We start from the raw sequence: 25,456 nt of genomic DNA on the forward strand, positions 1-25,456 counted from the left end.
CAACGAGGTTTGCGAAATTGCGATATTTCGAACAACCTGAACACCGAGATGGACACCCATGAGCGTCGACATTGGAAACCGGCTTCGCCACCTCCGGCTGATGCACAATCTTTCGCAGCGCGAACTTGCCAAGCGAGCGGGCGTGACCAACTCGACGATCTCGCTGATCGAGTCGAATGCGTCCAATCCGTCGGTCGGCGCACTGAAGCGCATCCTCGACGGCATACCGATCGGACTTGCGGAGTTCTTTTCGTTCGAGCCTGAACGGCCGCGCAAGGCATTCTACGCCGCAGAGGAACTGGTCGAGATCGGCAAAGGGCCGATCTCCTATCGCCAGATCGGCGACAATCTCTTTGGCCGCAGCCTGCAGATCCTGAAGGAATGTTATCAGCCGGGCGCGGACACTGGAAAAGTGCCGCTGGTGCATGAAGGCGAGGAGGGCGGCATCGTGCTGTCGGGGCGCATTGAGGTCACCGTCGACGACGAGCGGCGGATTCTCGGGCCTGGGGATGCGTACTATTTCGAAAGCCGGCGACCGCACCGATTTCGTTGCGTCGGGCCGGTACCTTGCGAGGTGATCAGCGCCTGCACGCCGCCGACGTTTTGAAGGAAGGGAGCGGGCGCCCCTCATCCCGCTGCCGCGACCTTCTCCCCGCCTGCGGGGAGAAGGGATATGCCGCCAGCGCCTCATACTCTCTTTGCGAACAGGAGTAGAGAGGCAGCTGTTTGCGCGACCGTCCCCTCTCCCCGCAAGCGGGGAGAGGGCTAGGGTGAGGGGCTACTTCCGAGTTACGAAAGCCGAGCGCAGGCGTCGGCGATGCGCATGAGCGCTTCCTTCAGTTCCGCTTCCGACGTCGCATAGGAGATGCGGAAGAACGGCGACAGGCCGAAGGCCGAGCCGGGGACAACGGCGACATGGGCGTCGTCGAGCAGGTAGGCGCAGAAGTCCGTGTCCGTCTCGATCGTCTTGCCCGAAGGCGTCACCTTGCCGAGCATGCCGGCGCAGCCGGAGAAGGTGTAGAAGGCGCCTTCCGGAACGCGGCAGTCGAGACCGTCGATGGCGTTGAGGCCGTTGACGACGAGATTGCGGCGGTGCTGGAAGCTGGCCGTGCGTTCCTTCAGGAAATCCTGCGGGCCGGTCAGGGCTGCCACCGAAGCGGCCTGGCTGACCGAAGACGGGCAGGAGGTCGCCTGGCTCTGGACGACAGCCATCGCCTTGATCAGCTCGCGCGGACCACCGGCATAGCCGATGCGCCAGCCGGTCATGGCATAGGCCTTGGAGACACCGTTGACCGTCAGGGTGCGGTCCTTGAGCCGAGGCTCCAGTTGGGCCGGGGTGACGAAGCGGAAGCCGTCATAGACGATGTGCTCGTACATGTCGTCGACCAGCAGCCACACATGCGGATGCCTCAAGAGCACGTCGAGCAGCGGCCGGTAGTCGTCAGCGCTGTAGGCGGCACCCGAAGGGTTGGAGGGTGAGTTGAGAAGCACCCAGCGCGTCTTCGGCGTGATCGCCGCTTCGAGCTTGTCGGCGGTGAGCCGGAAACCGGAGGCCGCGTCGCAGGGGATCAGCACCGGCTTGCCTTCGCAGATCTGGACGATATCCGAATAGGAGGTCCAGTACGGCGTCGGAATGACAACTTCGTCGCCGGCGTCGATCGTCGCCATCATGGCGTTGAACAGGATCTGCTTGGCGCCGGTGGCAATGGTGATCTCGTCCTGTTCGTAGGCGAGGCCGTTCTCGCGCTGGAACTTTTCACGGATCGCCTTCTTCAGTTCCGGCGTGCCGTCGAGTGCGGTGTATTTGGTTTCGCCGCGCTGGATCGCCTCGCAGGCGGCCTGCTTGACGTAGTCAGGCGTGTCGAAATCCGGCTCGCCTGCGCCGAGAATAATGACCGGCTTGCCCTCGCGCTTCATCGCTTGCGCGCGCGCGCCGATCTTGAGGATTTCGGATACTCCGATCGAAGAGATCCGCGAGGCGGGCTTGAAGCCCGCCTCCTTGACCGTTGCGTTGATGGTCATCGCTTGGTCCTACTCGATATCGAAGGAGACGCCCTGTGCCAGTGGCAGGGCCTTCGAGTAGTTCACCGTGTTGGTGGCGCGACGCATGTAGGCCTTCCACGAATCGGAGCCCGATTCGCGGCCGCCGCCGGTTTCCTTTTCACCGCCGAAGGCGCCGCCGATTTCCGCACCTGAGGTGCCGATGTTGACGTTGGCGATGCCGCAATCCGAGCCGTCGACGGCCAGGAACCGTTCGGATTCCTGCATGTCGCGGGTGAAGATCGACGAGGACAGGCCGGCTGCAACCGCATTGTGGTCGGCAACGACTGCGTCGAAGTCGCTGTACTTCATGACGTAGAGGATCGGCGCGAAGGTTTCTTCGAGGACCGGGCCTGCCTGCTCAGGCATTTCGACCAGGGCGGGCTTGGCGTAGTAGCCGTTGGCATAACCGAGCTCGACGCGTTCGCCGCCGGTGACGGCGCCGCCATGGGCCTTGGCTTCGTCGATTGCCTTCTGCATGCCGTCGAAAGCGGCCTTGTCGACCAGCGGGCCGACGAGTGCGGTGGTTTCCAGCGGATTGCCGACCGAGACCGAGCCATAGGCCTTCTTCAGGCGGGGAACGAGCTGGTCGTAGACGCTTTCATGCACGAACAGGCGGCGCATGGTCGTGCAGCGCTGGCCGGCGGTGCCCATGGCGCCGAAGGCGATGGCGCGCAGCGCCATGTCGAGATCGGCCGATGGGCAGACGATACCGGCATTGTTGCCGCCGAGTTCGAGGATGGCGCGGGCGAAGCGCTTGGCAAGACGCGGGCCGACGTCGCGGCCCATGCGGGTCGAGCCGGTGGCCGAGACCAACGGAACCTTCGGGTTGTCGACGAGGACTTCACCGACGGCGCGGTCGCCGATCAGAACCTGCGACAGGCCTTCCGGGGCGTCGCCGAAGCGGGCAAGCGCGCGTTCGAAGATAGCCTGCGATGCAAGCGCCGTGAGCGGGGTCTTTTCCGACGGCTTCCAGACGACGGAGTTGCCGCAGACGAGCGCCAGCGCCGTGTTCCACGACCAGACGGCGACCGGGAAGTTGAAGGCGGAGATGACGCCGACGACGCCGAGCGGATGCCAGGTTTCCATCATGCGGTGGCCGGGACGCTCCGTGGCGATCGTCAGACCGTAGAGCTGGCGGGAAAGGCCGACTGCGAAATCGCAGATGTCGATCATTTCCTGAACTTCGCCGAGGCCCTCGGAGGTGATCTTGCCGGCTTCGATCGAAACGAGGCGGCCGAGGTCGGCCTTGAAGGCGCGTAGCTCTTCGCCGAGCAGGCGGATCAATTCGCCGCGCTTCGGTGCCGGAACGAGGCGCCAGGCCTTGAAGGCTTCATGCGCCTTGTCGATCTTGGCGGCAGCCTCCGTGGCCGAAACCGTCTTCAGGCTGGCGATCTGTTCGCCCGTGACCGGGCTGAACGACGGCATGTCGCCGCCGGTGTAGAGTTCCTTGGCGACGCCCATCTTCTCGAGGAGGGCTGCTGCCTCCTTGGTGACGTCGATCTTCTTCGTTGCAATGTTCATCTGGTCTGACTCCCGTTTTCCTGCCCTGGCCTATCCGAAGCGCACGCTGCCGAGTTTCCCCGGCGAGGTGAGCGTCTTCAGGCCCGCGGCCATGTCCTTGAGTTTGTCGGTTGTATAAACGTCGTAGTAGGCCTGGTTGCGGCGGCCTATCGCATGTTCCGCGCTGAAACTGCCGTGATACTCCTCGACCGCCACGGCGAAAACCCATTCTCTCAAACGCTGCTCGAATGTCGGATCGCTGAGCAGCGCGCTGTCCTTCGGCACCACGAGATTGAAGTGTACACCACCATCGCCGATATGGCCGAAGTCGCAGACGGTGACATCAGGAAACCTCGTCGGCATTTCGGCCTTCATATGGTCGCAGAAGGCCATGATGTCACCCCTGCGGAAGGAGACGTCGAAGGCGATCAGCTTGCCCAGGTGTTTCACACCTTCCGAAAGTGCGTGGCGCAGCGCCCAGACCTCATGCGGCGGGCCGACGAACGCGTCGGCGAGCGGTGCCGTCTCCATCTCCCAGATCTCGGCCAGCACCGTTTCAAGCACGGCGTCGAGCGATTGCTCGCCTTCGCGTGGGGCCCAGGTGCGGCTGATTTCCGCGAGAATGACGTATTCAGGGACGTGTCCGCCCTGGAACGGGTTCTTCAGCGAAGGCACATGCGCGAACGCCGCCTTGACGGCGTTGCTCGACATGCCCTCGAAGGCCGAGAGGTAGGCGCCGAGCCGCTCTTCCATGGCGCGCAGCAGCGGCAGCACATGGGCGCCGCTTGCCGGCACCAGCAATGCGGTCGCCGTCTGCTGCGGCAGGCGCTCCAGATTGAGCACGCATTCCGTGATGATGCCGAAGGCGCCCGACGTGCCGACGAAGACCTGCTTCCAGTCGACGCCGGTGTTGTTCTTGCGCAGGTCGCATTGAAGATCGAGCACGGTGCCGTCTTCATCGGCGAGAACCACGGTGAGGCCCAGCGTGTTGCGGCGCACGTCGCCGTATTTCAGGAAACGCGAGCCGCCGGTGTTGGTGGCGATCATGCCGCCGATGCGCGGATCGGCGCCGAGATCGATCGGGAAAAACAGGCCATGTTCTTCCAGCCGGCGGTTGAGATCGGAAAGCCTGAACCCGGCATCGACGCGCACCGAACGATTGTCGAGATCGAGTTCGAACGCTTTGGTGAGGCGGTCGAGGCTGAGGATCGCTTCGTTGCCGGAACTATCAGGGGTCGAGCCCGAGACCAGTCCGGTATTGCCCGATTGCGGGATCAGGGCGATGCCATGACGCACGCAATAGGCAACGGTTGCCGAGGTTTCCACTGTTGTCGCCGGCCGCAGAACGACCGAAGCCCGGCCACGATCGTAGCGCGCGCCGGTCTCGTAGGCTTCCATGTCTTCAGCACGCGTGACCACACCCTTGTCGCCAAGGATGCCGGTCAGCGCGTCTATGTGTACCTGTTCAATCATCGTGAACGCATCATTCCGCAGCCATGGCTGCGGTCAAGGCCCGCAGGCAGCTTTCGATCGATGCCTCTTCGATGCCGGCATAGTGATCGAACTCGTTGAGCACTGTGGCGCCGAGGTCAATCTCGAAGCGCTTCTGGTTCGGGCTTGCGACAAAAGCCTGCTGCGCGCCGTCGCCGAGATTGGACTGGAAGATGCCTGCGGCGCTGACCGGCAGGAAGTCTTCGTAGACGATGGCGTCGAACTGCACGAGGCCGTCGGCGATCAGCGTGTTGATATCGCGGCGGTCGGAAATCCGGGTCTTCAAGCCCTTCTCGGTCAGTGAATAGCTGAAATAGCCAAGGCCGGCTTCGCGAATGCCTGCCCAGGTGTCGGGGAAGCTTTCGAAGGCTTTGGCAAGCGCGGCTTCATAGTCGCGGGCGTTGGAGCCGTCGGCTGCCGGGCGCACGATCTTGCGCGAGGCTTCCAGAAGCTCGTCGTAGAGCGCACGGCCCTTGGGAGTGAGCGCAATGCCGCGCTGCTCGATCTCGCCGAAGCGGGCGGTGTGCGAGCCGGCTTTCCAGTCGCCGCCGCCATCACGGAAGGAAACGGCCTCTTCCAGCGCCTTGAACGAGGTCTGGCGAAGCAGGATTGGGCATTTGCGGGTCGGCGGACCTTCGACGACGGCCTTCGGCGCGATGCCGAATTCGGGCATCAGCGCCTGGACCTGGTCGATATCCAGCGTGCGCGGCGTCAGGTGGTTGATATGCGGGCCCTTGAACGACACGACGTCGGCGATCAGCCGGTGGGCGTCATGCAGGCGCTTGTACATGTCGGCGCTGACATTGGCCCTGTCGTGCCAGCGGAAGGTCTCCAGCACTTCGGAGACGAAACGCTCGGCGTCGGCCTTGTCGAGGCCGCCATCACGCTCGGCCTTTTCGGCGAGTTCGATGGCAACAGGCGTAAAGATCCGACGCTCGGCCAGGATCGCCTCGGATGCGGCGCGCAGACTCTCGTCCGCAATCAGGTCAAGGCGAAGAAGCGAGGTGAAGACACGGAAGGGATTGCGCTTCAGAGCGGTTTCGCCAACCGGGCGGAAGGCGGTCGAGTGCACCGGTACGCCGGCGGTCGAAAGATCGTAGTAGCCGACCGGGTACATGCCCATGACAGCAAAGACGCGACGCATCATCGAGAGTTCAGCAGGCGTGCCGAGACGGATTGCGCCGTGGCGCTCCTCGGAAATGCGATCAAGCGAATCCGTCGCATCGAGGCGCTCTTTCAGCGCCGGGTCGGCATTGAGCGTATCGTCGTTGACCTTGGCAACCAGTTCCATCAGCGTGCCGTAAGCAGGCACTTCCTCGCGGTACATGACCGACATGGCTGCGGAAAAGGCCGAACGGATATCATCGGCGGATACGAAACTATTCTCTTTCACTGGGGCTCGCCTCGCGCTATGGGTGAAGGACAAGGTCATTCTCATTTCGGATCATATCCAAAGGAAGCGGCCATTGATCGCGCTGCTTGTGACTATGTTGATGCGAGGCTGGAATGAAGTTAAGCCGCAGACTGGTTCCTGATGTTACGACGCTGCAGGCTTTCGAATGCGCGGCACGGCACGGCAGCTTCACGCAGGCAGCCGCCGAACTCAATCTGACCCAGAGTGCCGTCAGCCGTCAGATCAAGGATCTGGAGAACCAGCTCGGCGTTCTCCTGTTTGAGCGGGTGCGCCAGCGCGTCATTCTCTCCGAGGCCGGGCAGAAGTTCCTGCCCGAGGTTCGCCGCCTGCTCAACCAGACCGAAGAGCTGATGGTGCGGGCAATGGCCTCGGCGCGCGCCGACTCGACATTGTCGATCGCGTCGCTGCCGACCTTCGGCAGCCGTTGGCTGGTGCCGCGGCTGCCGGATTTTCTTCGCCAGCACCCCGATACCGTGGTCAATATCGCGTCGCGGTCGGCACCCTTCGATTTCGACGAGCAGAACTTCGACATCGCCATCCACTACGGCCAGCCGGTTTGGGCGCATGCCACCTGCAGCTATCTCTGCAGCGAGATCATCGTGCCGGCGGCAAGCCCGACCCTGCTTGCGGCCAATCCGGTGGCGACGCTGGAGGATATCGTCGGCGGTCCGCTGCTGCACCTGGCGACGCGACCCAAACTCTGGGCGCAATGGTTCGAGGCCAACGGCATGGATGGAAGGGGTGCCTATCGCGGTAACCGCTTCGATCAGTTCTCGATGGTGATCGAGGCGGCCACGGCCGGTCTCGGTTTCGCCTTGCTGCCCCGCTATCTGATCGAACAGGAGCTGGCAGCGGGAACATTGCGCATCGTTCTCGACCGGCCGATGCAGACGGAGAACAGTTATTATCTCGCGGTTCCGGAAGGCAAACTCGAAAACCCGATCAGTCTCGCCTTCCGCGAATGGATCACTGAACAGGTCGGGTAGGTTTCCCATCCTCGAACATGTTTCGACCGATGGCCGGAACCTTCCTGACGCCGTCGGCGTTTCGCGACGGACTGCTACCCAGAGATGCGCCGGGAAGGGGCAAAATTGATACATAGATTTGAGGTTGCCATAGGCGAGCGCGGACTATTGCGTTTTCGCCCGATGAGAGTGTGCGCAATTCGTCCAAACTTGCGCCGCCGATCCTTGCAAGCTGTTGGCACCACGGCTAAAAAATGCCACTTTCATGCATCACGCGGCCTTGAAAACCAATGCGCCGCCGGCTTTGCTTTCTCTGATGCCCAGTTCAAGGGCGGCGCCAGTTTCCGCCAGTTTCCGGTTTGCCGGAAAATGACGGCGGATGGGAGGACACATGACCGTGTCTAGCAACGTGCCGGCCAAGCCTGGAACTTCAGGACCGCAGCCAACCCGGCAGAACAACGAGAGCCGGGCCGATCAACCCCGGTTGGATTCAGAACCAGCACCCATGCCCCTTCACAACACGCCGACCTCCTCTTCTCGCGAACCGGAAGCGAAACAGATCGATTACAACGATTCGATCCGCTCGACCTTTTTCTCGATGGAGGATCTGCGGCAAAGCGGCGAGACCCTTGCGCTCAAGGGCGCACCGTCCCTGCCGGGCTTCTTCCCGTTCGAATTCCGCCCGCGCCACCGCGAGAATGAAAACGAAATCCTGAGGGTGTATCGGGCAACAGCGGCTGATGTCGAAGCGGGGGCGTCGATCACGCCGGCCGCCGAATGGCTGCTCGACAACCACCACGTGGTCGAGGAAGCGATCCAGGAAGTCCGCCGCGACTTCCCGCGCAAGTTCTATCGCCAGCTGCCCACGCTGTCCGTCTCCGGAACAGTCATTCCGCGCACGATGGCGCTCGCCTGGCTCTATGTCGCCCATACGCACAGCACGGTCTCGCGGGAAAGCATTACCGCGATGGTCGAGGGCTTCCAGAAGCACGACACGTTCAAGATCGGCGAATTGTGGGCCTTGCCCTCGATCCTGCGCTTCGTTCTCATCGAGAACCTGCGGCGCATCGCCATCCGCGTCGAGCGTTCGCGCGGCATGCGGCGCAAGGCCAACGACATCGCCGACCAGATCATCCGTCACAACGACCCGGAAAAGTTGCGAGCGCTGCTGGCCGAATCCGAGGCGCTTGCGGCGGACAATACCTTCGTCGCCCAGCTGCTCTACCGCATGCGCGATGGCTCGCAGACCTCCGGCTCGGTGATCGCCTGGATCGAGGAACAGCTCGAGAAGCGCGGCAGCGACGTCGAGGACGCGCTGGTCGCCGAGCAGAACCGCCTGTCGTCAGGCAATGCGACGATGAGCAACATCATCCGCAGCCTGCGCGAGATCGACGATACCGACTGGGCCGTCTGGTTCGAAAGCGTCAGCAAGATCGATGCGGCGCTGCGCGATGGTTCCGATTACGCCGCGCTCGAATTCGGCTCGCGCAACAAATACCGCGATACGATCGAAAAGCTGGCGCGCCGCTCCGGCCACAGCGAATACGAAGTCACCCAGATCGCCATCGAGATGGTGAAGGAAGCGGAAGCGGTGGCTGCAGTCGAGCCGCAGCTTCATGAGCCGAACGTTGGCTCCTTCCTTGTCGGCAAGCAGCGCAAGGCGCTCGAGCAGAAGATCGGCTACCGGCCGTCGGTGCTGCAGAGCATCATTCGCCTCAGCCGCAAGCTCGACTGGTTTGCGATCGCCGGACCGAACATTCTCCTGACGATCCTGGCGATGGTCGCCGTCTATGCCTTCGTCAGCCCGATGGATATTCCGAACGGCGCGAAGCTGATCATGCTTCTGCTGTTTGCGCTGCCGGCGTCCGAAGGTGCGATGGGTCTGTTCAACACGCTCGTCACGCTGTTCGTCAAACCGTCGCGCCTGGTCGGCTATGAGTTCCTCGATGGCGTTCCGGAATATGCCCGCACGCTCGTCGTCGTGCCCTGCCTGATCTCCAAGCGCGACCATGTCGACGAACTCGTGCGCAATCTCGAGGTTCACTACCTCGCCAATCCGCGCGGCGAGATCTCTTTCGCGCTGCTCAGCGACTGGATCGACAGCAAGTTCGAGGAAACCCCGGCCGATACCGATGTTCTCGACTATGCCCGGCGCGAGGTTGCCGAGCTTTCGGCGCGTTATGCCTATGACGGCAGGACGCGTTTCTTCCTGCTGCACCGCCGCCGCCTCTTCAACGAGGCGGAAGGCGTATGGATGGGTTGGGAGCGCAAGCGCGGCAAGCTGCATGAGCTGAACATGCTGCTGCGCGGCGATCGCGACACCTCGTTCCTCCAGGGCGCCAATACCGTGCCGGAGAACGTTCAATATGTCATGACGCTCGACGCCGATACGCGCCTGATGCGCGACGCGGTGACGAAGCTCGTCGGCAAGATGTACCACCCGATCAACCGCCCGATCGTCGACCCGGAAACACAGAAGGTGATTGCCGGCTACAGCCTGCTACAGCCGCGCGTGACGCCGTCGCTGACGACTGGAAGCGAAGCCTCGGCCTTCCAGCGCATCTTCTCGGCCAATCGTGGCATCGACCCCTATGTCTTCACCGTTTCCGACGTCTACCAGGACATCGCTGGCGAAGGCAGCTTCACCGGCAAGGGCCTCTATCACGTCGATGCTTTCGAGGCCGCGCTCAAGGGGCGGATCGAGGAAAATGCCGTTCTCAGCCACGACCTGCTCGAAGGCTCGTTTGTGCGCTGCGCGCTGGTGACGGACGTCGAACTCGTCGAGGATTTCCCGACCCGCTACGAGGTAGAGATGTCGCGCCAGCATCGCTGGGCCCGCGGCGACTGGCAGCTGCTGCCCTATATCTTCAACCCGTCGAACGGCCTGTCGATGCTCGGCCGGTGGAAGATGTACGACAATTTGCGCCGTTCGCTGATCCCCTGCGCCTGGCTCGTCGCCTCTGTCATGGGCTGGTACTACATGCAGCCGACCGAGGCGCTGATCTGGCAGATCGTGCTGATCTTCAGCTTGTTCGTCGCCCCGACGCTGTCGCTGATCAATGGCCTCCTGCCGCGCCGCAACGACATCGTCGCCCGTGCCCACCTCCATGCTGTGCTGACCGAAGTTCGTGCCGCCAATGCCCAGGTCGCCCTTCGCATCGTCTTCATCGCCCATGGCGCGGCGATGATGGGCGACGCGATCGTGCGTTCGCTCTACCGCACCTTCGTCAGCCGCAAGCTGATGCTGGAATGGCGCACCGCTGCCCAGGTGCAAAGTGCCGGGCATGGAAGCATCGGTGATTATTACAAGGCGATGTGGATCGCACCGGCGCTGTCGGTTCTGTCGCTGGCGCTTGCGGCGATTTCCGATACCGGCCTGCCCTTCATCGGCATTCCCTTTGCCCTGCTCTGGGCGCTTTCTCCCGCTGTCGCGTGGTTCGTCAGCCAATCGGCCGAAACCGAGGACCAGCTGGTCGTTTCCGACGAGGCGATCGAGGAAATGCGCCTGATCGCGCGGCGCACCTGGCGCTATTTCGAGACCTTCGTGACCGCCGAGCAGAATTTTCTGCCGCCGGACAACTTCCAGGAAACGCCGCAGCCGGTGCTGGCCGAGCGCACCTCGCCGACCAATATCGGCGTCTACCTACTCTCGGTCATGTCGGCACGCGACTTCGGCTGGATCGGCTTCGAAGAAACGATCAACCGCCTGGAGCAGACGATTGCGACCATCGACCGGATGCCGAAATATCGCGGCCACCTGTTCAACTGGTACCGCACCAACACGCTCGAAACGATGGAGCCGCGCTACATCTCGTCGGTCGACAGCGGCAATCTTGCCGGCCACCTGATCGCCGTGTCGTCCATGTGTCGGGAATGGGCGGAAGCGCCGTCGGCGCATGTCCAGGGCAGCCTTGACGGCATTGGCGACGTCGTCGCCATTCTTGCCGAGGTGCTGAACGACCTGCCTGACGACCGCAAGACCGTTCGCCCGCTGCGCCGCCTGATCGAGGAGCGCATCGTCGGCTTCCAGAATGCTCTGGCTGCCGTCAAGCGCGAGCATGAATTCGCATCGATCCGCGTGATCAATCTCGCCGTTCTGGCGCGCGACATGCACAAGCTGACCGTCAACCTCGACCATGAGGTTCGCACGGCCCAGAGCAGCGAAGTGACGAAGTGGGCGAACGCGCTGGTCACCACCTGCGAAGCGCATATTGCCGACGGCGTGTTCGATCTTGGCGCCATCGAAGCGCTGCGCCAGCGCTTGGCGGTTCTAAAGGATCGTGCTCGCGACATCGCCTTCTCGATGGATTTCGGCTTCCTGTTCCGGCCCGAGCGTCGCCTGCTGTCAATCGGCTTCCGCGTCAACGCCAATGAGCTCGACGAGGCCTGCTACGATCTTCTGGCGTCCGAGGCCCGTCTGACCAGCCTGTTCGCGATCGCCAAGGGCGACCTGCCGACCGAGCACTGGTACAAGCTCGGCCGTCCGATCGTGCCGATCGGCGCGCGTGGCGCGCTGATCTCCTGGTCCGGTTCGATGTTCGAATATCTGATGCCGCCGCTGGTGATGCAGGAGCGGCAGGGCGGTATCCTCAACCAGACCAACAATCTGGTGGTCAAGGAGCAGATCAATCACGGCCGCCGTCTCGGCACGCCGTGGGGCATCTCCGAAGCGGCCTTCAATGCGCGCGACCACGAGCTGACCTACCAGTACACCAACTTCGGTGTGCCGACGCTTGGCCTCAAGCGTGGCCTCGGGCAGAACGCCGTCATCGCGCCCTACGCCTCCATTCTCGCCTGCATGTACGATCCGAAGGCGGCGCTCGCCAATCTCGGTCGACTGCGCGAAGTCGGGGCGCTCGGCGTTTACGGCTTCCACGATGCCGTCGACTTCACGCCGACGCGCGTGCCCGAGGGGCAGAAATGCGCCGTCGTGCGCAACTACTATGCCCACCACCATGGCATGTCGATCGCCGCTGTCGCCAACGTCGTATTCACCGGCAGGCTGCGCGAATGGTTCCACGCCGATCCGGTAATCGAGGCGGCCGAACTGCTGCTGCAGGAAAAGGCGCCGCGCGATATTCCGATCATGAACGCCAAGCGCGAGCCGGAATCGCTCGGCAAGGGCCAGGACGATCTGTTGCGTCCGGAGGTTCGGGTCATCGAAAACCCGCTCGCCCAGGACCGCGAAACCGTGTTCCTGTCCAACGGCCACTACGCCGTCATGCTGACGGCAACCGGTGCCGGTTATGCCCGCTGGAACGGCCAGTCGGTCACCCGCTGGAAGCCGGACCCGGTCGAGGACCGCACGGGCACCTTCATTTTCCTGCGCGACACGACGACGGGCGACTGGTGGTCGGCCACCGCCGAGCCCCGGCGCGCCGTCGGCGAAAAGCTCCTGACGCGGTTCGGTGACGACAAGGCCGAATTCGTCAAGACCGTCGGCGACCTCACCAGCGAAGTCGAGTGCATCGTTGCCACCGAGCACGATGCCGAAGGCCGCCGCGTCATCCTGCTCAACACCGGAACGCAGGACCGCTTCATCGAGGTGACGTCCTATGCCGAACCGGTGCTGTCGACCGACGAGGCCGACAGCGCGCATCCCGCCTTCTCCAAGATGTTCCTGCGCACGGAGATCAGCCGGCGCGGCGACGTCATCCATGTCAGCCGCAACAAGCGCAGCTCAGGCGATCCGGATATGGAAGTGGCGCATCTCGTCACCGATAATGCCGGCAGCGACCGTCCGACCGAGGCGGAGACCGACCGTCGCCGCTTCATCGGCCAGGGGCGCACCCTTGCCGAGGCCGCCGCCTTCGACACCGACGCGGTGCTTTCGGGAACCGATGGCTTTACGCTCGACCCGATCATGTCGCTTCGACGTGTCGTTCGGGTTCCGGCCGGCAAGAAGGTCAGCGTCGTCTTCTGGACGATCGCGGCCCCGAACCGCGAGGCCGTCGACCGCGCCATCGATCGCTACAGGCACACGGAAACCTTCAATCACGAGCTGATCCATGCCTGGACGCGCAGTCAGGTGCAGATGCGCCATGTCGGCGTCACCTCGCAGGAGGCCGCAAGCTTCCAGATGCTCGGACGCTACCTCGTCTACCCCGACATGCACCTGCGCGCCGATACCGCAACGGTTCAGGCGGGGCTCGCGTCGCAGTCAACGCTCTGGCCGCTGGCAATCTCGGGCGACTTCCCGATCTTCTGCCTGCGCATCAACGATGACGGTGACCTCGGCATCGCTCGTGAGGCCCTCAGGGCACAGGAATATCTGCGCGCGCGCGGCATTACCGCCGATCTGGTGATCATCAACGAGCGGGCCTCGTCCTATGCCCAGGACATGCAGCACGCGCTCGATTCGATGTGCGAGAACCTGAGGCTTCGCGGCCTCTCCGACGGTCCGCGCCAGCACATCTTCTCGGTGCGCCGCGACCTGATGGAGGCGGAGACCTGGTCGACGCTCTTGTCGGCTTCCCGCGCCGTCTTCCATGCCCGCAACGGCACGATCTCCGACCAGATCGCCCGCGCCAATTCGCTCTATTCGACGCCACCGGTGAAGGGCAGCGAAAGCAACTTCGCTCTGCTCGCCGCCCCGCAGCAGCCGGCCGACGCCGTCGATGCGGAGATTGTCGGTGACGGTCTCGATTTCTGGAACGGCTACGGCGGCTTTGCCGAAGGTGGGCGCGAATATGTCGTGCGCCTGCGCGGCGGCGAGGCGACACCGCAGCCGTGGATCAACGTCATCTCCAACGAGCAGTTCGGCTTCCACGTTTCGGCCGAAGGGGCCGCCTTCACCTGGAGCCGCAACTCGCGCGACTACCAGCTGACGCCGTGGGCCAACGATGTGGTCGTCAACCGGCCGGGCGAAGCGGTCTTCATCCGCGACATGGCGAGCGGCGCAGTGCTGACGCCATACGCTGCCCTGTCGCGCAGCCGGTCGGTCGTCTTCGAGACGCGCCACGGACTTGGCTATTCGACATTCCGCAGCACACAGGACGATCTCGATATCGAGGCAGCCCACACGGTGCACCGGACCTTGCCGGCCAAGCTGGTCCGCATCTCGATCCGCAACCGCTCCACGGCTGCCCGCCAGCTGAAGGTCTACGGCTTTGCCGAATGGGTGCTCGGCAACAACCGGGCCCGCATGGCGCCCTTCGTTCTGTCGACCTGGGACGAAGCCTCCGATGCGCTGGTTGCAACCAACCCCTACAGCATCGACTATGCCGGTCGTTCGGCCTTCTTTGCTGTCGATGGCGGTGAAGGTGTGAGCCATACGGCAAGCCGTCGCGAGTTCCTCGGGCGGGTCGGCGGCATTCTGGTGCCGCAGGCCGTTTTCGCTGGCGCCGAGCTTTCCGGCTCGATCGATGTGGATGGCGACGCCTGTGCGGCGTTGGCGACCGATCTGGTGATCGAGCCCGGTGCCGAAAAGCAGCTCACCTTCATCCTCGGCGACGCCGACAACGACGAGCAGATGCGCTCGGTTCTCGGCGAGTTGCGCCAGACTGCGTTCGACACCGTCATGGACGCCGCCAAGTCCTTCTGGACCGAGTTCACCGACATCGTGAAGGTGGAAACGCCGGATGCGGCCTTCAACACCATGATCAACAACTGGCTGCCCTATCAGAGCCTTGGTTGCCGGATCATGGCACGCTCGGCCTTCTACCAGGCGAGCGGCGCCTTCGGCTTCCGCGACCAGCTGCAGGATACGCTGGCGTTCCTGATCCATCGGCCGGAACTGGCACGGGCACAGATCCTCAACGCGGCCGCGCGGCAGTTCGTCGAGGGTGACGTGCAGCATTGGTGGCTGCCGGGCACCGGCGCCGGCGTGCGAACAATGATCTCGGACGATGTCGTCTGGCTTGCCCATGCCGTCACGCACTACTGCGAAGTGACGGGGAACGCCGACATTCTCGGTGAGAAGATCGCCTTCATCACCGGACCGGCGCTCGAGGAAGGGCAGCACGACAGCTTCTACAAGCCGGAGATCTCGGACGAGATCGCCGACGTCTACGAGCATTGCGCCCGCGCACTCGATCTCGCGATCAAGCGCAGCGGCGAAAATGGCCTGCCGCTCATTCTCGGCGGCGACTGGAACGACGGCATGAACCGCGTCGGCATTGCCGGCCGCGGCACCAGCGTCTGGCTCGGCTGGTTCCTGGCGGGCACGCTGCGCGGCTTCCTGCCCTTTGCCCGCGAGCGCAAGGACAAGGCGCGCGTCAGCCATTGGGAAGCGCATCTCGCCACCTTGAAAAAGGTGCTCGACGAAGCCGGCTGGGATGGTGACTACTATCGTCGCGGCTACTACGACGATGGCGCGCCGCTCGGATCGAGCGAAAGCGACGAATGCCGGATCGATTCGATCGGCCAGTCTTGGAGCGTGCTTTCAGGCGAGGGTGACGAGCAGCGATCGCAGAATGCGATGGATGCGGTCATGGCCGAACTCGTCGATCCGGATCGCCGCATTGTCCGGCTGTTCACGCCGCCGCTTGAAAGAACCAGGCAGGACCCGGGCTATATCAAGGCCTATCCGCCTGGCGTACGGGAGAACGGCGGCCAATATACCCATGCGGCGACCTGGGTGGCGCTGGCCTTTGCCGAGCAGGGAAGGGCCGAGGAAGCCTGGCGTGTCTTCCAGATGCTGAACCCTGTCTCGCATGCCCTCAGCCGCGAAGACGCGGACCACTATCGGGTCGAGCCCTATGTGGTCGCCGCCGATATCTATGGCGAAGGCGCGCTCGCCGGACGCGGCGGCTGGACCTGGTATACCGGGTCGGCCGGCTGGCTCTACCGCGCCGGCGTCGAGGGTATTCTCGGCATCCGCCGACAAGGCGACAAGCTGGTCATCCGACCGGTGTTGCCGGAGGCCTGGGACGGCTACTCGGCGGAAGTGACGCTGAACGGCACGAAGCACAAGATTTCGGTCAAGCGCGATGCAAAAAGTCGCGAGCCGATCGTCAGCATCAATAATAGTGTCACAAAAAACGCGCATGAAGGCATTTTGCTGTAACTGCCGGTATTGAATGAACGTTGGAACCGGCTTTGCACCCGAACGGGCAAGGCCGGTTTTTTCTTGCTGATTTGCCGGCGGCACGAACCCTGACGGGCTCGTGCATCGATCGACGGCATCGAACATGCGCTTGCCCCTGGGGCTAAGCGCATGTCCGGTGCCCGTTTCAACAGGGGTGGGGCAGGGGCGCCAGATCCCGGATACTAGACCGCATGCTGCAAAACACATTTGGGGGCGGCTCGAACCCGACGATATCCGCCCGCATGGTTCCCAAGGAGCGCGACACGCGCCTCGACGTGTTGAGGGCGCTCTGCCTTCTGACGATCTTCGTCAACCACGTGCCCGGGCAATATCTCGAATATCTGACCCACAAGAACTTCGGCTTCTCGGATTCGGCCGAGGCCTTCGTGCTCATCTCTGGCCTCTCCGTCGGGCTTGCCTATGGCGGCAAGTTCGTGTCCGGCGCATGCCTGGCGCTGACGCTCAAGATCTGGCGGCGGGCGCTGGCGCTCTACGTCGCCCATATCATGACCAGTATCGTCACACTGGCGATCTTTGCCGGCGGCGCCCTCTATTTCGGCCGGCAGGACCTGATCAGCGAGATAAACATCCGACCCTTCGTCGAGCAGACCGAGCAAGGCATCGTCGCGATGGTCCTGCTCGGGCACCAACTCGGCTATAACAACATCCTGTCGATGTATGCGGTGCTGTTCCTGATGCTGCCCGGCATCCTCTGGCTGAACGGCATCAGCAGCCGGCTGCTCCTCGTGTTTTCCGCGCTGCTCTGGCTTGTGGCCGGGGTGTTCAAGCTGGTGCCCTCCAACTTCCTCGACGAGGGCTACTGGTTTCTCAATCCGTGGTCCTGGCAGTTCCTCTTCGTCATCGGCATCGTCTCGATGACCGCGATCCGCCAGGGCGCAGTCCTGCCGCGCAGGCCGCTGCTGATCGCGATCGCCGCGATCTATCTCGTCGTTTCGGCGCTGTGGGTTCTCTTCTCCTGGTGGAACATCGACCTGTCCTTCGGTCTTCCGGCGGTGCTGACCGGTTTCGACAAGACCTTCCTGTCACTGACGCGGCTAAGCCATGTTCTCGCGATCGCCTATCTCGTCGCCGTCATTCCCGCCGTCAATCGCCTCGCCCGGCTCGATGCCGACCACCCGCTGGCGATGGTCGGCCGCCATTCCCTGCCGATCTTCATTTTCGGCACTATCCTGGCGATGGTCGGTCAGGTGCTGTTGTTCGTGACCGGCCGGAACCCGATCGCCGGCACGCTCTTCGTGATCGTCGGCATCGGCCTGCACTTCGTTTACGGCTACTATCTGGAATGGTTGCGGGGCGTCGTCAGCGCGAAACCGATGCGAGCGACATGATGAAACGATAAGGACGACCAAGGGTTTGCATCAAGGCTCGGCCGCCGGTTCAAATGTGTAGGCAGCCGGCCGCGGAACTTGGGGGCCCCTACCCTCGAGTTCGATCGTCTTGCCATTGGCGCGCAGGACAGTAATTCCGCCTGCTTCGCAGGGCCCAGAGATACACGCGGTACCGATCATCGCCATCTACTGCATGTTTCCTTTAATCTTATTCGATTGAAGGACAAAAACTGCAGCCATTCAAAGGGCTACAGCGACCTTTGCGCGTCTAATAAAGACGCCCGGCGTAGGCCGACGTCACTCAGGGTGCGAAGTCCGGTCGACACGACCATGGCGTCCAGATGCCCCGCAGGAACGCGAACATGAACCTCTTGAAGATAGTCAGTTAGCCCGGCTATGACGATTTGGCCTGACGTGTGGAGCCGTCCGATGACGACATGATCCGCATTTTCGATGTCGATCTTCGGCATCTGTTCGTGCAGTTCCACGATAACCGCAACATCCCTGTTCCGAGCAGTCACGACGACCAGCGCATCGTTGCCTGCAAGCATTCGGATCTTGAAGTCTTCGTCTGTCCAGTTCGATGGGAGATGTAGGTTGTTGGAAGCGTCTGCGAGCTAGAACTGATGATAATCAGCCATGACCCGACCATCGAATAAAACGGTCAATCGTGACCTACCTTCCGAAGGATGTTCGCTGGCCTTCGCTAACGCCGAATTCGCTGGCCGTTCTGACCGAGAACCCATGACGCCAATGGCGGCTGCATGCAGTGCCGTCCAGCAAACGACGGCGCAGTACTTGAACGGGATTGCAAGAGCCAAGTCAATGCGAGCGGCATGAACGAAAAAAGCCCCGGAGGGTCCGGGGCCTTTTGCATTGCGTGATCTATAAGGCGTCGGCTCAGGCCGCCGTGTGGCTCATGCGGACGTCTTCGTCCGTCAGGATGCCGCTGGCGCGAAGCAGGGCGGCGAAGCGGCCGTTGCTCTGGCTGAGCTCGTTGAAGCCGCCCATCTCGACGATCCGACCTTGATCCATGAAGATCACCAGATCGGCCTCGCGCACCGTCGACAGGCGGTGGGCGATGATGAAGGTGGTGCGGTCCTTGCGAAGCGCATCGATCGCATCCTTCACCCGAGCCTCGGTCTCGACGTCGAGCGCGCTGGTCGCCTCGTCGAGCACCAGGATCGGTGCGTTCTTGAGGATGGCGCGGGCAATCGCAACGCGCTGGCGCTCGCCGCCAGACAGGCGGTTGCCGCGTTCGCCGACGACGGTGTCGTAGCCATTGTTGCGGCTTTCGATGAAGTCGCTGGCGGCAGCCGCTTCGGCGGCAGCCATCACTTCGTCGAGCGACGCGTCGTCGCGGCCAAGCCGGATGTTTTCGCAGATCGAGCGGTTCATCAGGCCGGCGTCCTGGAAGACGGTGGCGATCGAGCGGCGCAGCGACTTGCGCGTGACCTTGGCGATATGGACGCCGTCGATCAGGATCTGGCCGTCACGCGGTTCGTGAACGCGCTGCAGCAGGTTGACGAGCGTGGTCTTACCGGCGCCGGTCGGGCCGACGATCGCGATCGTCTGGCCGGCCTTGGCCGTGAAGGACACGTTGCGCACGCCCTGCGTGGTGTTGGCGAAGTCGAAGGACACGTCGCGGAATTCCACTTCGCCCTTGACCGCGCCCAGGTCCATCGCACCGGCCGGCTCTTCGCGTTCGCGCACCGAATCTTCGAGCTGGAAGAAGTCTTCAAGCTTGGCGCGGGCTTCGAAGATCTGCGTAACGAAAGCCTTCATCTGGTCGAGACGGCCGATCAGCAGGTTGGCAAAGCCGATGAAGGCGATGACTTCGCCGACGCCGAGTTCGCCGCGCTGGACGAGCACGGTGCCGATGACGAGGATCGTCATCATCGAGATGGTCGAAGCGACGCGGTTGAGCGCGCTTGCCAGCGCCCACCAGTCAAGCACGGGGAACTGGGCGGAGATCAGGCGTTCGGTGAACTTCTTGAGTTCGCGCGTTTCGGCTTCGATGCGGTTGTAGCTGTGAACGACCGAAACGTTGCTGATGGCGTCGGAAACGTGGGAGAAAACCGTGTGATAGTGGTTCTCGACCGAGGCCTGGCCTTCCTTGGTGCGGTTCATGACAGCCTTGCTGACCAGCACATAGGAGACACCGAGGACGACGAGCACCAGCGACAGGCGTACATCCATCGCAAACGCGGTCGGGATGAGCAGGACGAGCGCTACCGCCGTTGCCAGATGCTGGCGCATGAATTCGAGCCAGAGACCGAACAGCGTTTCACAGGCGCGAAGCAGCGTATGCAGCGCGTTCGACGTACCGCGCTGGCTGTGCCAGGAGAGCGGCATCGAGACGATGCGGCCGAAGGCTTCCGTCAGCAGCGTGGCGCGACGGCCATGGGCCAGCCGATCCGCTTCGCGGGCGACGAGGACGAAGGCGACGGTGTTGAACACACCCAGGCCTGCCCACATCAGCAGCATCGGCGTTACTGCGCCTTTGGAGGAAATGGCGTCGATGATGCGACCAAACAGGATCGGCTCCGCAATCGTGATGACGGCGAGCACGACGTTGGCGAGCACGATCGCCGAGACACGGAACTTGTGAACCGCAAGATACTGAAGCGCTCTTGCATACACTTGGAACAATGACACTGTCTCACCCCTTCCGGGTACCGGATTTTGCGCCGCACCAAACATTCGTGCGGCAAATGCGTCACGCCTCAACACCTCCGGCCGTCGGGCACGAGGCCGCGATTTGCCGGCCGCCAAGGCCGCTCTGGGACGGTCATTTGCGATATTTTAGGAAAAACAGGAGCTTGAGGCGGTTTTGATAGCGAAACTCCGTTCGCCCGTCGTTGGGCTTGGCGAGAGTATTCATAGTCTGCTATCTTTTCCGTCCAATTCCGATTTCTCGCGATTTTCGCACAAGACCGGGCGTGGTATGTCGAATTATCGCGGGTGCAACATGAATGGCCCCTGAACGGTTCATTCATGTCCGGTTTCCGGCCCTCGCACACGTGTTCTACCTGGAAGGTGATCCATGAATATCACGCTGCTTGTGCAATTTCTTGCGCTGATCGAAGAGATGAAGACGCGCGAAGAAATCGTACCGGAGTTCGAACGGTTGCTCGACCGCTGCGGCTTCGACTTCTACGGGGTCGTCAGGCAGCCGAAGCCTCACGAAAACCCGTTGAGGCTGCTGCTCGCCGGTCGCTGGCCGGAAGGCTGGCCGCAGATCTACATCCGCAAGAAGTTTGTCGTGATCGATCCGACCATCCGCTACCTCGGTCACGCCCAGCGCGGCTTCCGCTGGCGCGACACACTGTTTGCCTTCCGTTCCGACCCGCATCGCAAGCGCATGGAAAGCATGATGATCGAGGCCCGCAACCACGGCCTCTATGACGGTTACATCTTTCCGGTGCACGGCCGCCGCGGCCTGTTGGGCAATCTCACGGTCGGCGGCCGCGTCGTCGATTTGAGCCCTATTGAAATCAGCCTGTTCGACCAGATTGCCAAGCGTCTGTTCTGGAAACTGCTGGAACTGACCGATCCGGAGATTTCAGCCGAACTCGCATCGCGTGTCGAAGTGCAGATGACGCGGCGCGAAATGGAAGCGCTCAACTATCTCGCCGACGGCATGACCTCGAACGATATCAGCAAGGTGCTCGATATTTCCAGTCACACAGTCGATTGGTACATGAACGGCATCCAGGAGAAACTGAAGGGCAAGAACCGTCACCACGTCGTGGCGATCGCCTTCCGGCTGGGGCTCATTTCCTGATCCATTTCTCTCGGATTTCCGCTCGACTCTGAAATTGCGCTTCATTCCGCGACCCGCTAATACTTTACTTCGCGGGTGCAGCATTTCCCGCGTTTCAAGTCTTGAGGAGTCCGACTTGCCCATTTCGAAGATCCTTGTTGCCAACCGTTCCGAAATTGCAATCCGCGTGTTTCGCGCGGCCAATGAACTAGGTCTGAAAACGGTCGCGATATGGGCTGAAGAGGACAAACTGGCGCTGCACCGCTTCAAGGCGGACGAAAGTTATCAGGTCGGCCGCGGCCCGCATCTGTCGCGGGACCTCGGGCCGATCGAGAGTTACCTGTCGATCGAGGAAGTGATCCGCGTCGCCAAGCTTTCCGGCGCCGATGCCATTCATCCGGGCTACGGCCTGTTGTCGGAAAGCCCCGAATTCGCCGAGGCCTGCGCCGAGGCCGGCATCACCTTCATCGGCCCGAAGCCGGAAACCATGCGCCAGCTCGGCAACAAGGTTGCCGCCCGCAACCTGGCGATCTCGATCGGTGTACCGGTCGTGCCGGCGACGGAACCGCTTCCCGAAGACATGGCTGAAGTGGCGAAGATGGCCGAGGCGATCGGCTATCCGGTGATGCTGAAGGCTTCCTGGGGCGGCGGCGGGCGCGGCATGCGCGCGATCCGCGACCCGAAGGATCTCGCCCGCGAGGTGACGGAAGCCAAGCGCGAGGCCAAGGCCGCCTTCGGCAAGGACGAGGTCTACCTCGAAAAGCTGGTCGAGCGTGCCCGCCACGTCGAAAGCCAGGTTCTCGGCGATACCCACGGCAACGTCGTGCATCTGTTCGAGCGCGACTGCTCCATCCAGCGGCGCAACCAGAAGGTCGTCGAGCGCGCGCCGGCGCCTTACCTCAACGCCAGCCAGCGCGAAGAGCTTGCCGCCTATTCCAAGCGCATTGCCGAGGCGACTAACTACATCGGCGCCGGTACTGTCGAGTATCTGATGGATGCCGACAGCGGCAAATTCTACTTCATCGAAGTCAATCCGCGCATCCAGGTCGAGCACACGGTGACCGAGGTGGTCACCGGCATCGATATCGTCAAGGCGCAGATCCACATCCTCGACGGTTATGCCATCGGCACGCCGGAATCCGGCGTGCCGTCGCAGGAAAATATCCGCCTCAACGGCCACGCGCTGCAGTGCCGCATCACCACGGAAGATCCCGAGCAGAACTTCATTCCGGACTATGGCCGCATCACTGCCTATCGCGGCGCAACCGGCTTCGGCATCCGGCTCGATGGCGGCACCGCCTATTCGGGCGCGGTCATCACCCGCTACTACGATCCGCTGCTGGAAAAGGTGACGGCCTGGGCGCCGAACCCCGACGAGGCGATCCAGCGCATGATCCGCGCGCTGCGCGAATTCCGCATCCGCGGAGTGGCCACGAACCTGACCTTCCTCGAAGCGATCATTAGCCACTCGAAATTCCACGACAACACCTACACCACGCGCTTCATCGACACGACGCCGGAGCTTTTCCAGCAGGTGCGCCGCCAGGACCGCGCGACCAAGCTCCTGACCTATCTCGCCGACGTTACCGTCAACGGCCATCCGGAAGCCAAGGGCCGTCCGCGTCCGTCGGATGAGATCGCCGCCCCCGTCGTGCCGTTCATCGGCGGCGAGATCAAGCCGGGCACCAAGCAGATGCTCGACCAACTCGGCCCGAAGAAATTTGCCGAATGGGTCAGGGCGCAGCCGCAGGTGCTCGTCACCGACACGACCATGCGCGACGGCCATCAGTCGCTGCTCGCCACTCGCATGCGCACCTACGACATCGCCCGTGTCGCCGGCACCTATGCGCGGGCTCTGCCGAATCTGTTTTCGCTCGAATGCTGGGGTGGGGCGACCTTCGACGTCTCGATGCGCTTCCTCACCGAAGATCCATGGGACCGGCTGGCGCGCATCCGCGAGGATGCGCCGAACCTCTTGCTGCAGATGCTTCTGCGCGGCGCCAACGGCGTCGGCTACAAGAATTATCCTGACAACGTCGTCAAATACTTCGTCCGCCAGGCGGCAAGGGGCGGCATCGACGTCTTCCGCGTGTTCGACTGCCTCAACTGGGTCGACAACATGCGCGTCTCGATGGAGGCGATCGCCGAAGAGAACAAGATCTGCGAAGCGGCGATCTGCTATACCGGCGATATTCTCAATGCCGCCCGGCCGAAATACGATCTCAAGTACTACACCGCGCTTGCCGCCGAACTGGAAAAGGCCGGTGCACATATCATCGCGGTCAAGGATATGGCTGGCCTGTTGAAGCCGGCTGCAGCCCGCGTGCTGTTCAAGGCGCTGCGTGAGGCGACCGATCTGCCGATCCACTTCCACACCCACGACACGTCGGGCATTGCCGCCGCGACCGTTCTGGCTGCCGTCGATGCCGGCGTCGATGTCGTCGATGCGGCGATGGATTCGCTCTCCGGCAACACCTCGCAGCCCTGCCTCGGCTCGATCGTCGAAGCCTTGCGCGGCTCCGAACGGGACCCGGGCCTTGATCCGGAATGGATCCGCCGCATCTCGTTCTACTGGGAAGCGGTGCGCCATCAGTACGCCGCCTTCGAAAGCGATCTCAAGGGACCGGCATCGGAAGTCTATCTGCACGAAATGCCGGGCGGCCAGTTCACCAACCTCAAGGAGCAGGCCCGCTCGCTCGGTCTGGAAACCCGCTGGCACGAAGTGGCGCAGGCCTATGCCGACGCCAACCAGATGTTCGGCGACATCGTCAAGGTGACGCCGTCCTCGAAGGTCGTCGGCGACATGGCGCTGATGATGGTCAGCCAGGACCTGACCGTTGCCGACGTCGAGAACCCGGCCAAGGACATCGCCTTCCCGGAATCGGTTGTGTCGATGCTGAAGGGCGACCTCGGCCAGCCTCCGGGCGGCTGGCCGGAAGGCCTGCAGAAGAAGGCGCTGAAGGGCGAAAAGGCCTATGTGGTTCGCCCGGGCTCGCTGCTCGAAGCTGCCGATCTCGATGCCGAGCGCAAGACGATCGAAGAGAAGCTGGAACGCGAGGTCAACGACTACGAGTTCGCGTCCTATCTGATGTATCCCAAGGTCTTCACCGACTATGCGCTGGCGGCGGAGACTTATGGTCCCGTCAGCGTGCTGCCGACGCCGGCCTATTTCTACGGCATGGCGCCGGGCGAGGAGCTGTTCGCCGACCTTGAAAAAGGCAAGACGCTGGTCATTCTCAACCAGACCCAGGGCGAGATAGACGAGAAGGGCATGGTCAAGGTGTTCTTCGAACTCAACGGCCAGCCGCGCCCGATCAAGGTTCCCGATCGCAACCGCGGTGCTTCCAGCGCCATCCGCCGCAAGGCGGAGGCCGGCAACGCTACGCAGCTCGGCGCGCCGATGCCGGGCGTGATCTCGACGGTCGCGGTGCACGCGGGCCAGGCGGTCAAGGCGGGCGACGTGCTGCTGTCGATCGAAGCGATGAAGATGGAAACGGCCTTGCATGCGGAGAAGGACGGCACGATTGCCGAAGTTCTGGTGCGCGCCGGCGACCAGATCGATGCCAAGGACCTGCTGATCGTTTTCGGCGCCTGAGGTTTCGGGCAAGAATAAATAGAAACGGCCGGGCGTGAGTCCGGCCGTTTTCGTGAGAGGGGATAGGCCGCCATCCCTGTCGTCATCCTCGGGCTTGACCCGAGGATCCAGCCGCAAGCACGGCCCTCCGCCGCGCCTCAAGACGCCTTGGTACGCAGTTCTTGCCGGTGAGCTCCACCCTCTCCTCCGTCATCCTCGGGTCAAGCCCGAGGATGACGGAGGAGAGGGTGGAGAATGGCGAATGAGAGATAGTTCGCCCTCCACCGACCCTGGCCCGCTATCAGTCACCCGGGCGATCGGCCCCC

General features: G+C 62.8%; 12 protein-coding genes. 6 read left to right on the forward strand and 6 right to left on the reverse strand.

Features of this window, described 5'->3' with window-relative positions; translation table 11 throughout:
* Positions 1–58: 58 nt before the first annotated feature.
* Positions 59–607, forward strand: a complete 549-nt coding sequence (locus C6558_RS15685; RefSeq protein ID WP_025425249.1) for a cupin domain-containing protein — start codon at positions 59–61, stop codon at positions 605–607.
* Between the two features lie 182 nt (positions 608–789).
* On the opposite strand, the gene C6558_RS15695 is transcribed toward C6558_RS15685, so the two are convergent.
* The 4 genes from C6558_RS15695 to C6558_RS15710 are packed head-to-tail and all read right to left on the reverse strand — an operon-like array spanning position 790 to position 6,427.
* Entirely contained in the window at positions 790–2,022 is a 1,233-nt protein-coding gene (locus C6558_RS15695) for a pyridoxal phosphate-dependent aminotransferase (protein WP_057210881.1), read from the reverse strand.
* A 9-nt stretch (positions 2,023–2,031) separates the two neighbouring features.
* Positions 2,032–3,564, reverse strand: coding sequence for an aldehyde dehydrogenase family protein (locus C6558_RS15700; protein ID WP_025425247.1), 1,533 nt, complete (start codon positions 3,562–3,564; stop codon positions 2,032–2,034).
* Positions 3,565–3,594: 30 nt separating this feature from the next.
* On the reverse strand, positions 3,595–5,016 hold the full coding sequence (locus tag C6558_RS15705; RefSeq protein WP_025425246.1) for an FAD-binding oxidoreductase: 1,422 nt from the start codon (positions 5,014–5,016) through the stop codon (positions 3,595–3,597).
* 10 nt (positions 5,017–5,026) lie between these two features.
* Complete coding sequence (locus tag C6558_RS15710; protein ID WP_025425245.1) at positions 5,027–6,427, reverse strand: VOC family protein; 1,401 nt, start codon at positions 6,425–6,427, stop codon at positions 5,027–5,029.
* Between the two features lie 113 nt (positions 6,428–6,540).
* Between C6558_RS15710 and C6558_RS15715 the strand changes: the two genes are divergently transcribed.
* The 3 genes from C6558_RS15715 (at position 6,541) to C6558_RS15725 (ending at position 17,790) form a co-directional block, all read left to right on the forward strand.
* Positions 6,541–7,434 (forward strand): LysR family transcriptional regulator, encoded by an 894-nt coding sequence (locus C6558_RS15715; RefSeq protein ID WP_025425244.1) that lies wholly within the window; start codon positions 6,541–6,543, stop codon positions 7,432–7,434.
* 370 nt (positions 7,435–7,804) lie between these two features.
* Positions 7,805–16,420 carry a cyclic beta-(1,2)-glucan synthase gene (gene ndvB / locus C6558_RS15720; protein WP_057217355.1) on the forward strand — a complete coding sequence of 2,872 codons (8,616 nt, stop codon included), beginning with the start codon at positions 7,805–7,807 and terminating at the stop codon, positions 16,418–16,420.
* 212 nt (positions 16,421–16,632) lie between these two features.
* Positions 16,633–17,790 (forward strand): OpgC family protein, encoded by a 1,158-nt coding sequence (locus C6558_RS15725; protein WP_025425242.1) that lies wholly within the window; start codon positions 16,633–16,635, stop codon positions 17,788–17,790.
* A gap of 248 nt (positions 17,791–18,038) precedes the next feature.
* Here the strand turns inward: C6558_RS15725 and C6558_RS15730 are convergent, their stop codons facing one another.
* Both C6558_RS15730 and C6558_RS15735 read right to left on the reverse strand, forming a co-directional pair.
* Positions 18,039–18,341: a hypothetical protein gene (locus C6558_RS15730; RefSeq protein WP_025425241.1), complete on the reverse strand. Its 303-nt coding sequence runs from the start codon at positions 18,339–18,341 to the stop codon at positions 18,039–18,041.
* A 349-nt stretch (positions 18,342–18,690) separates the two neighbouring features.
* Positions 18,691–20,448 carry a glucan ABC transporter ATP-binding protein/ permease gene (locus C6558_RS15735; RefSeq protein ID WP_025425240.1) on the reverse strand — a complete coding sequence of 586 codons (1,758 nt, stop codon included), beginning with the start codon at positions 20,446–20,448 and terminating at the stop codon, positions 18,691–18,693.
* A 388-nt stretch (positions 20,449–20,836) separates the two neighbouring features.
* Between C6558_RS15735 and C6558_RS15740 the strand changes: the two genes are divergently transcribed.
* Both C6558_RS15740 and pyc read left to right on the forward strand, forming a co-directional pair.
* Entirely contained in the window at positions 20,837–21,577 is a 741-nt protein-coding gene (locus tag C6558_RS15740) for an autoinducer binding domain-containing protein (RefSeq protein WP_057210879.1), read from the forward strand.
* A gap of 115 nt (positions 21,578–21,692) precedes the next feature.
* On the forward strand, positions 21,693–25,151 hold the full coding sequence (gene pyc / locus C6558_RS15745; RefSeq protein ID WP_025425238.1) for a pyruvate carboxylase: 3,459 nt from the start codon (positions 21,693–21,695) through the stop codon (positions 25,149–25,151).
* Positions 25,152–25,456: the final 305 nt, after the last annotated feature.

It is taken from the genome of Ensifer sp. NM-2 (genome assembly GCF_003024455.1).
GTDB classification, from domain to species: Bacteria; Pseudomonadota; Alphaproteobacteria; order Rhizobiales; family Rhizobiaceae; genus Ensifer; species Ensifer canadensis.

Excerpts from the sequence above, each read along its gene's own strand:
- C6558_RS15685 (WP_025425249.1), top strand. The coding sequence starts at position 59 with ATGAGCGTCGACATTGGAAACCGGCTTCGCCACCTCCGGCTGATGCAC.
- C6558_RS15695 (WP_057210881.1), bottom strand. The coding sequence starts at position 2,022 with ATGACCATCAACGCAACGGTCAAGGAGGCGGGCTTCAAGCCCGCCTCG.
- C6558_RS15700 (WP_025425247.1), bottom strand. The coding sequence starts at position 3,564 with ATGAACATTGCAACGAAGAAGATCGACGTCACCAAGGAGGCAGCAGCC.
- C6558_RS15705 (WP_025425246.1), bottom strand. The coding sequence starts at position 5,016 with ATGATTGAACAGGTACACATAGACGCGCTGACCGGCATCCTTGGCGAC.
- C6558_RS15715 (WP_025425244.1), top strand. The coding sequence starts at position 6,541 with ATGAAGTTAAGCCGCAGACTGGTTCCTGATGTTACGACGCTGCAGGCT.
- ndvB (WP_057217355.1), top strand. The coding sequence starts at position 7,805 with ATGACCGTGTCTAGCAACGTGCCGGCCAAGCCTGGAACTTCAGGACCG.
- C6558_RS15725 (WP_025425242.1), top strand. The coding sequence starts at position 16,633 with ATGCTGCAAAACACATTTGGGGGCGGCTCGAACCCGACGATATCCGCC.
- C6558_RS15730 (WP_025425241.1), bottom strand. The coding sequence starts at position 18,341 with ATGCTTGCAGGCAACGATGCGCTGGTCGTCGTGACTGCTCGGAACAGG.
- C6558_RS15740 (WP_057210879.1), top strand. The coding sequence starts at position 20,837 with ATGAATATCACGCTGCTTGTGCAATTTCTTGCGCTGATCGAAGAGATG.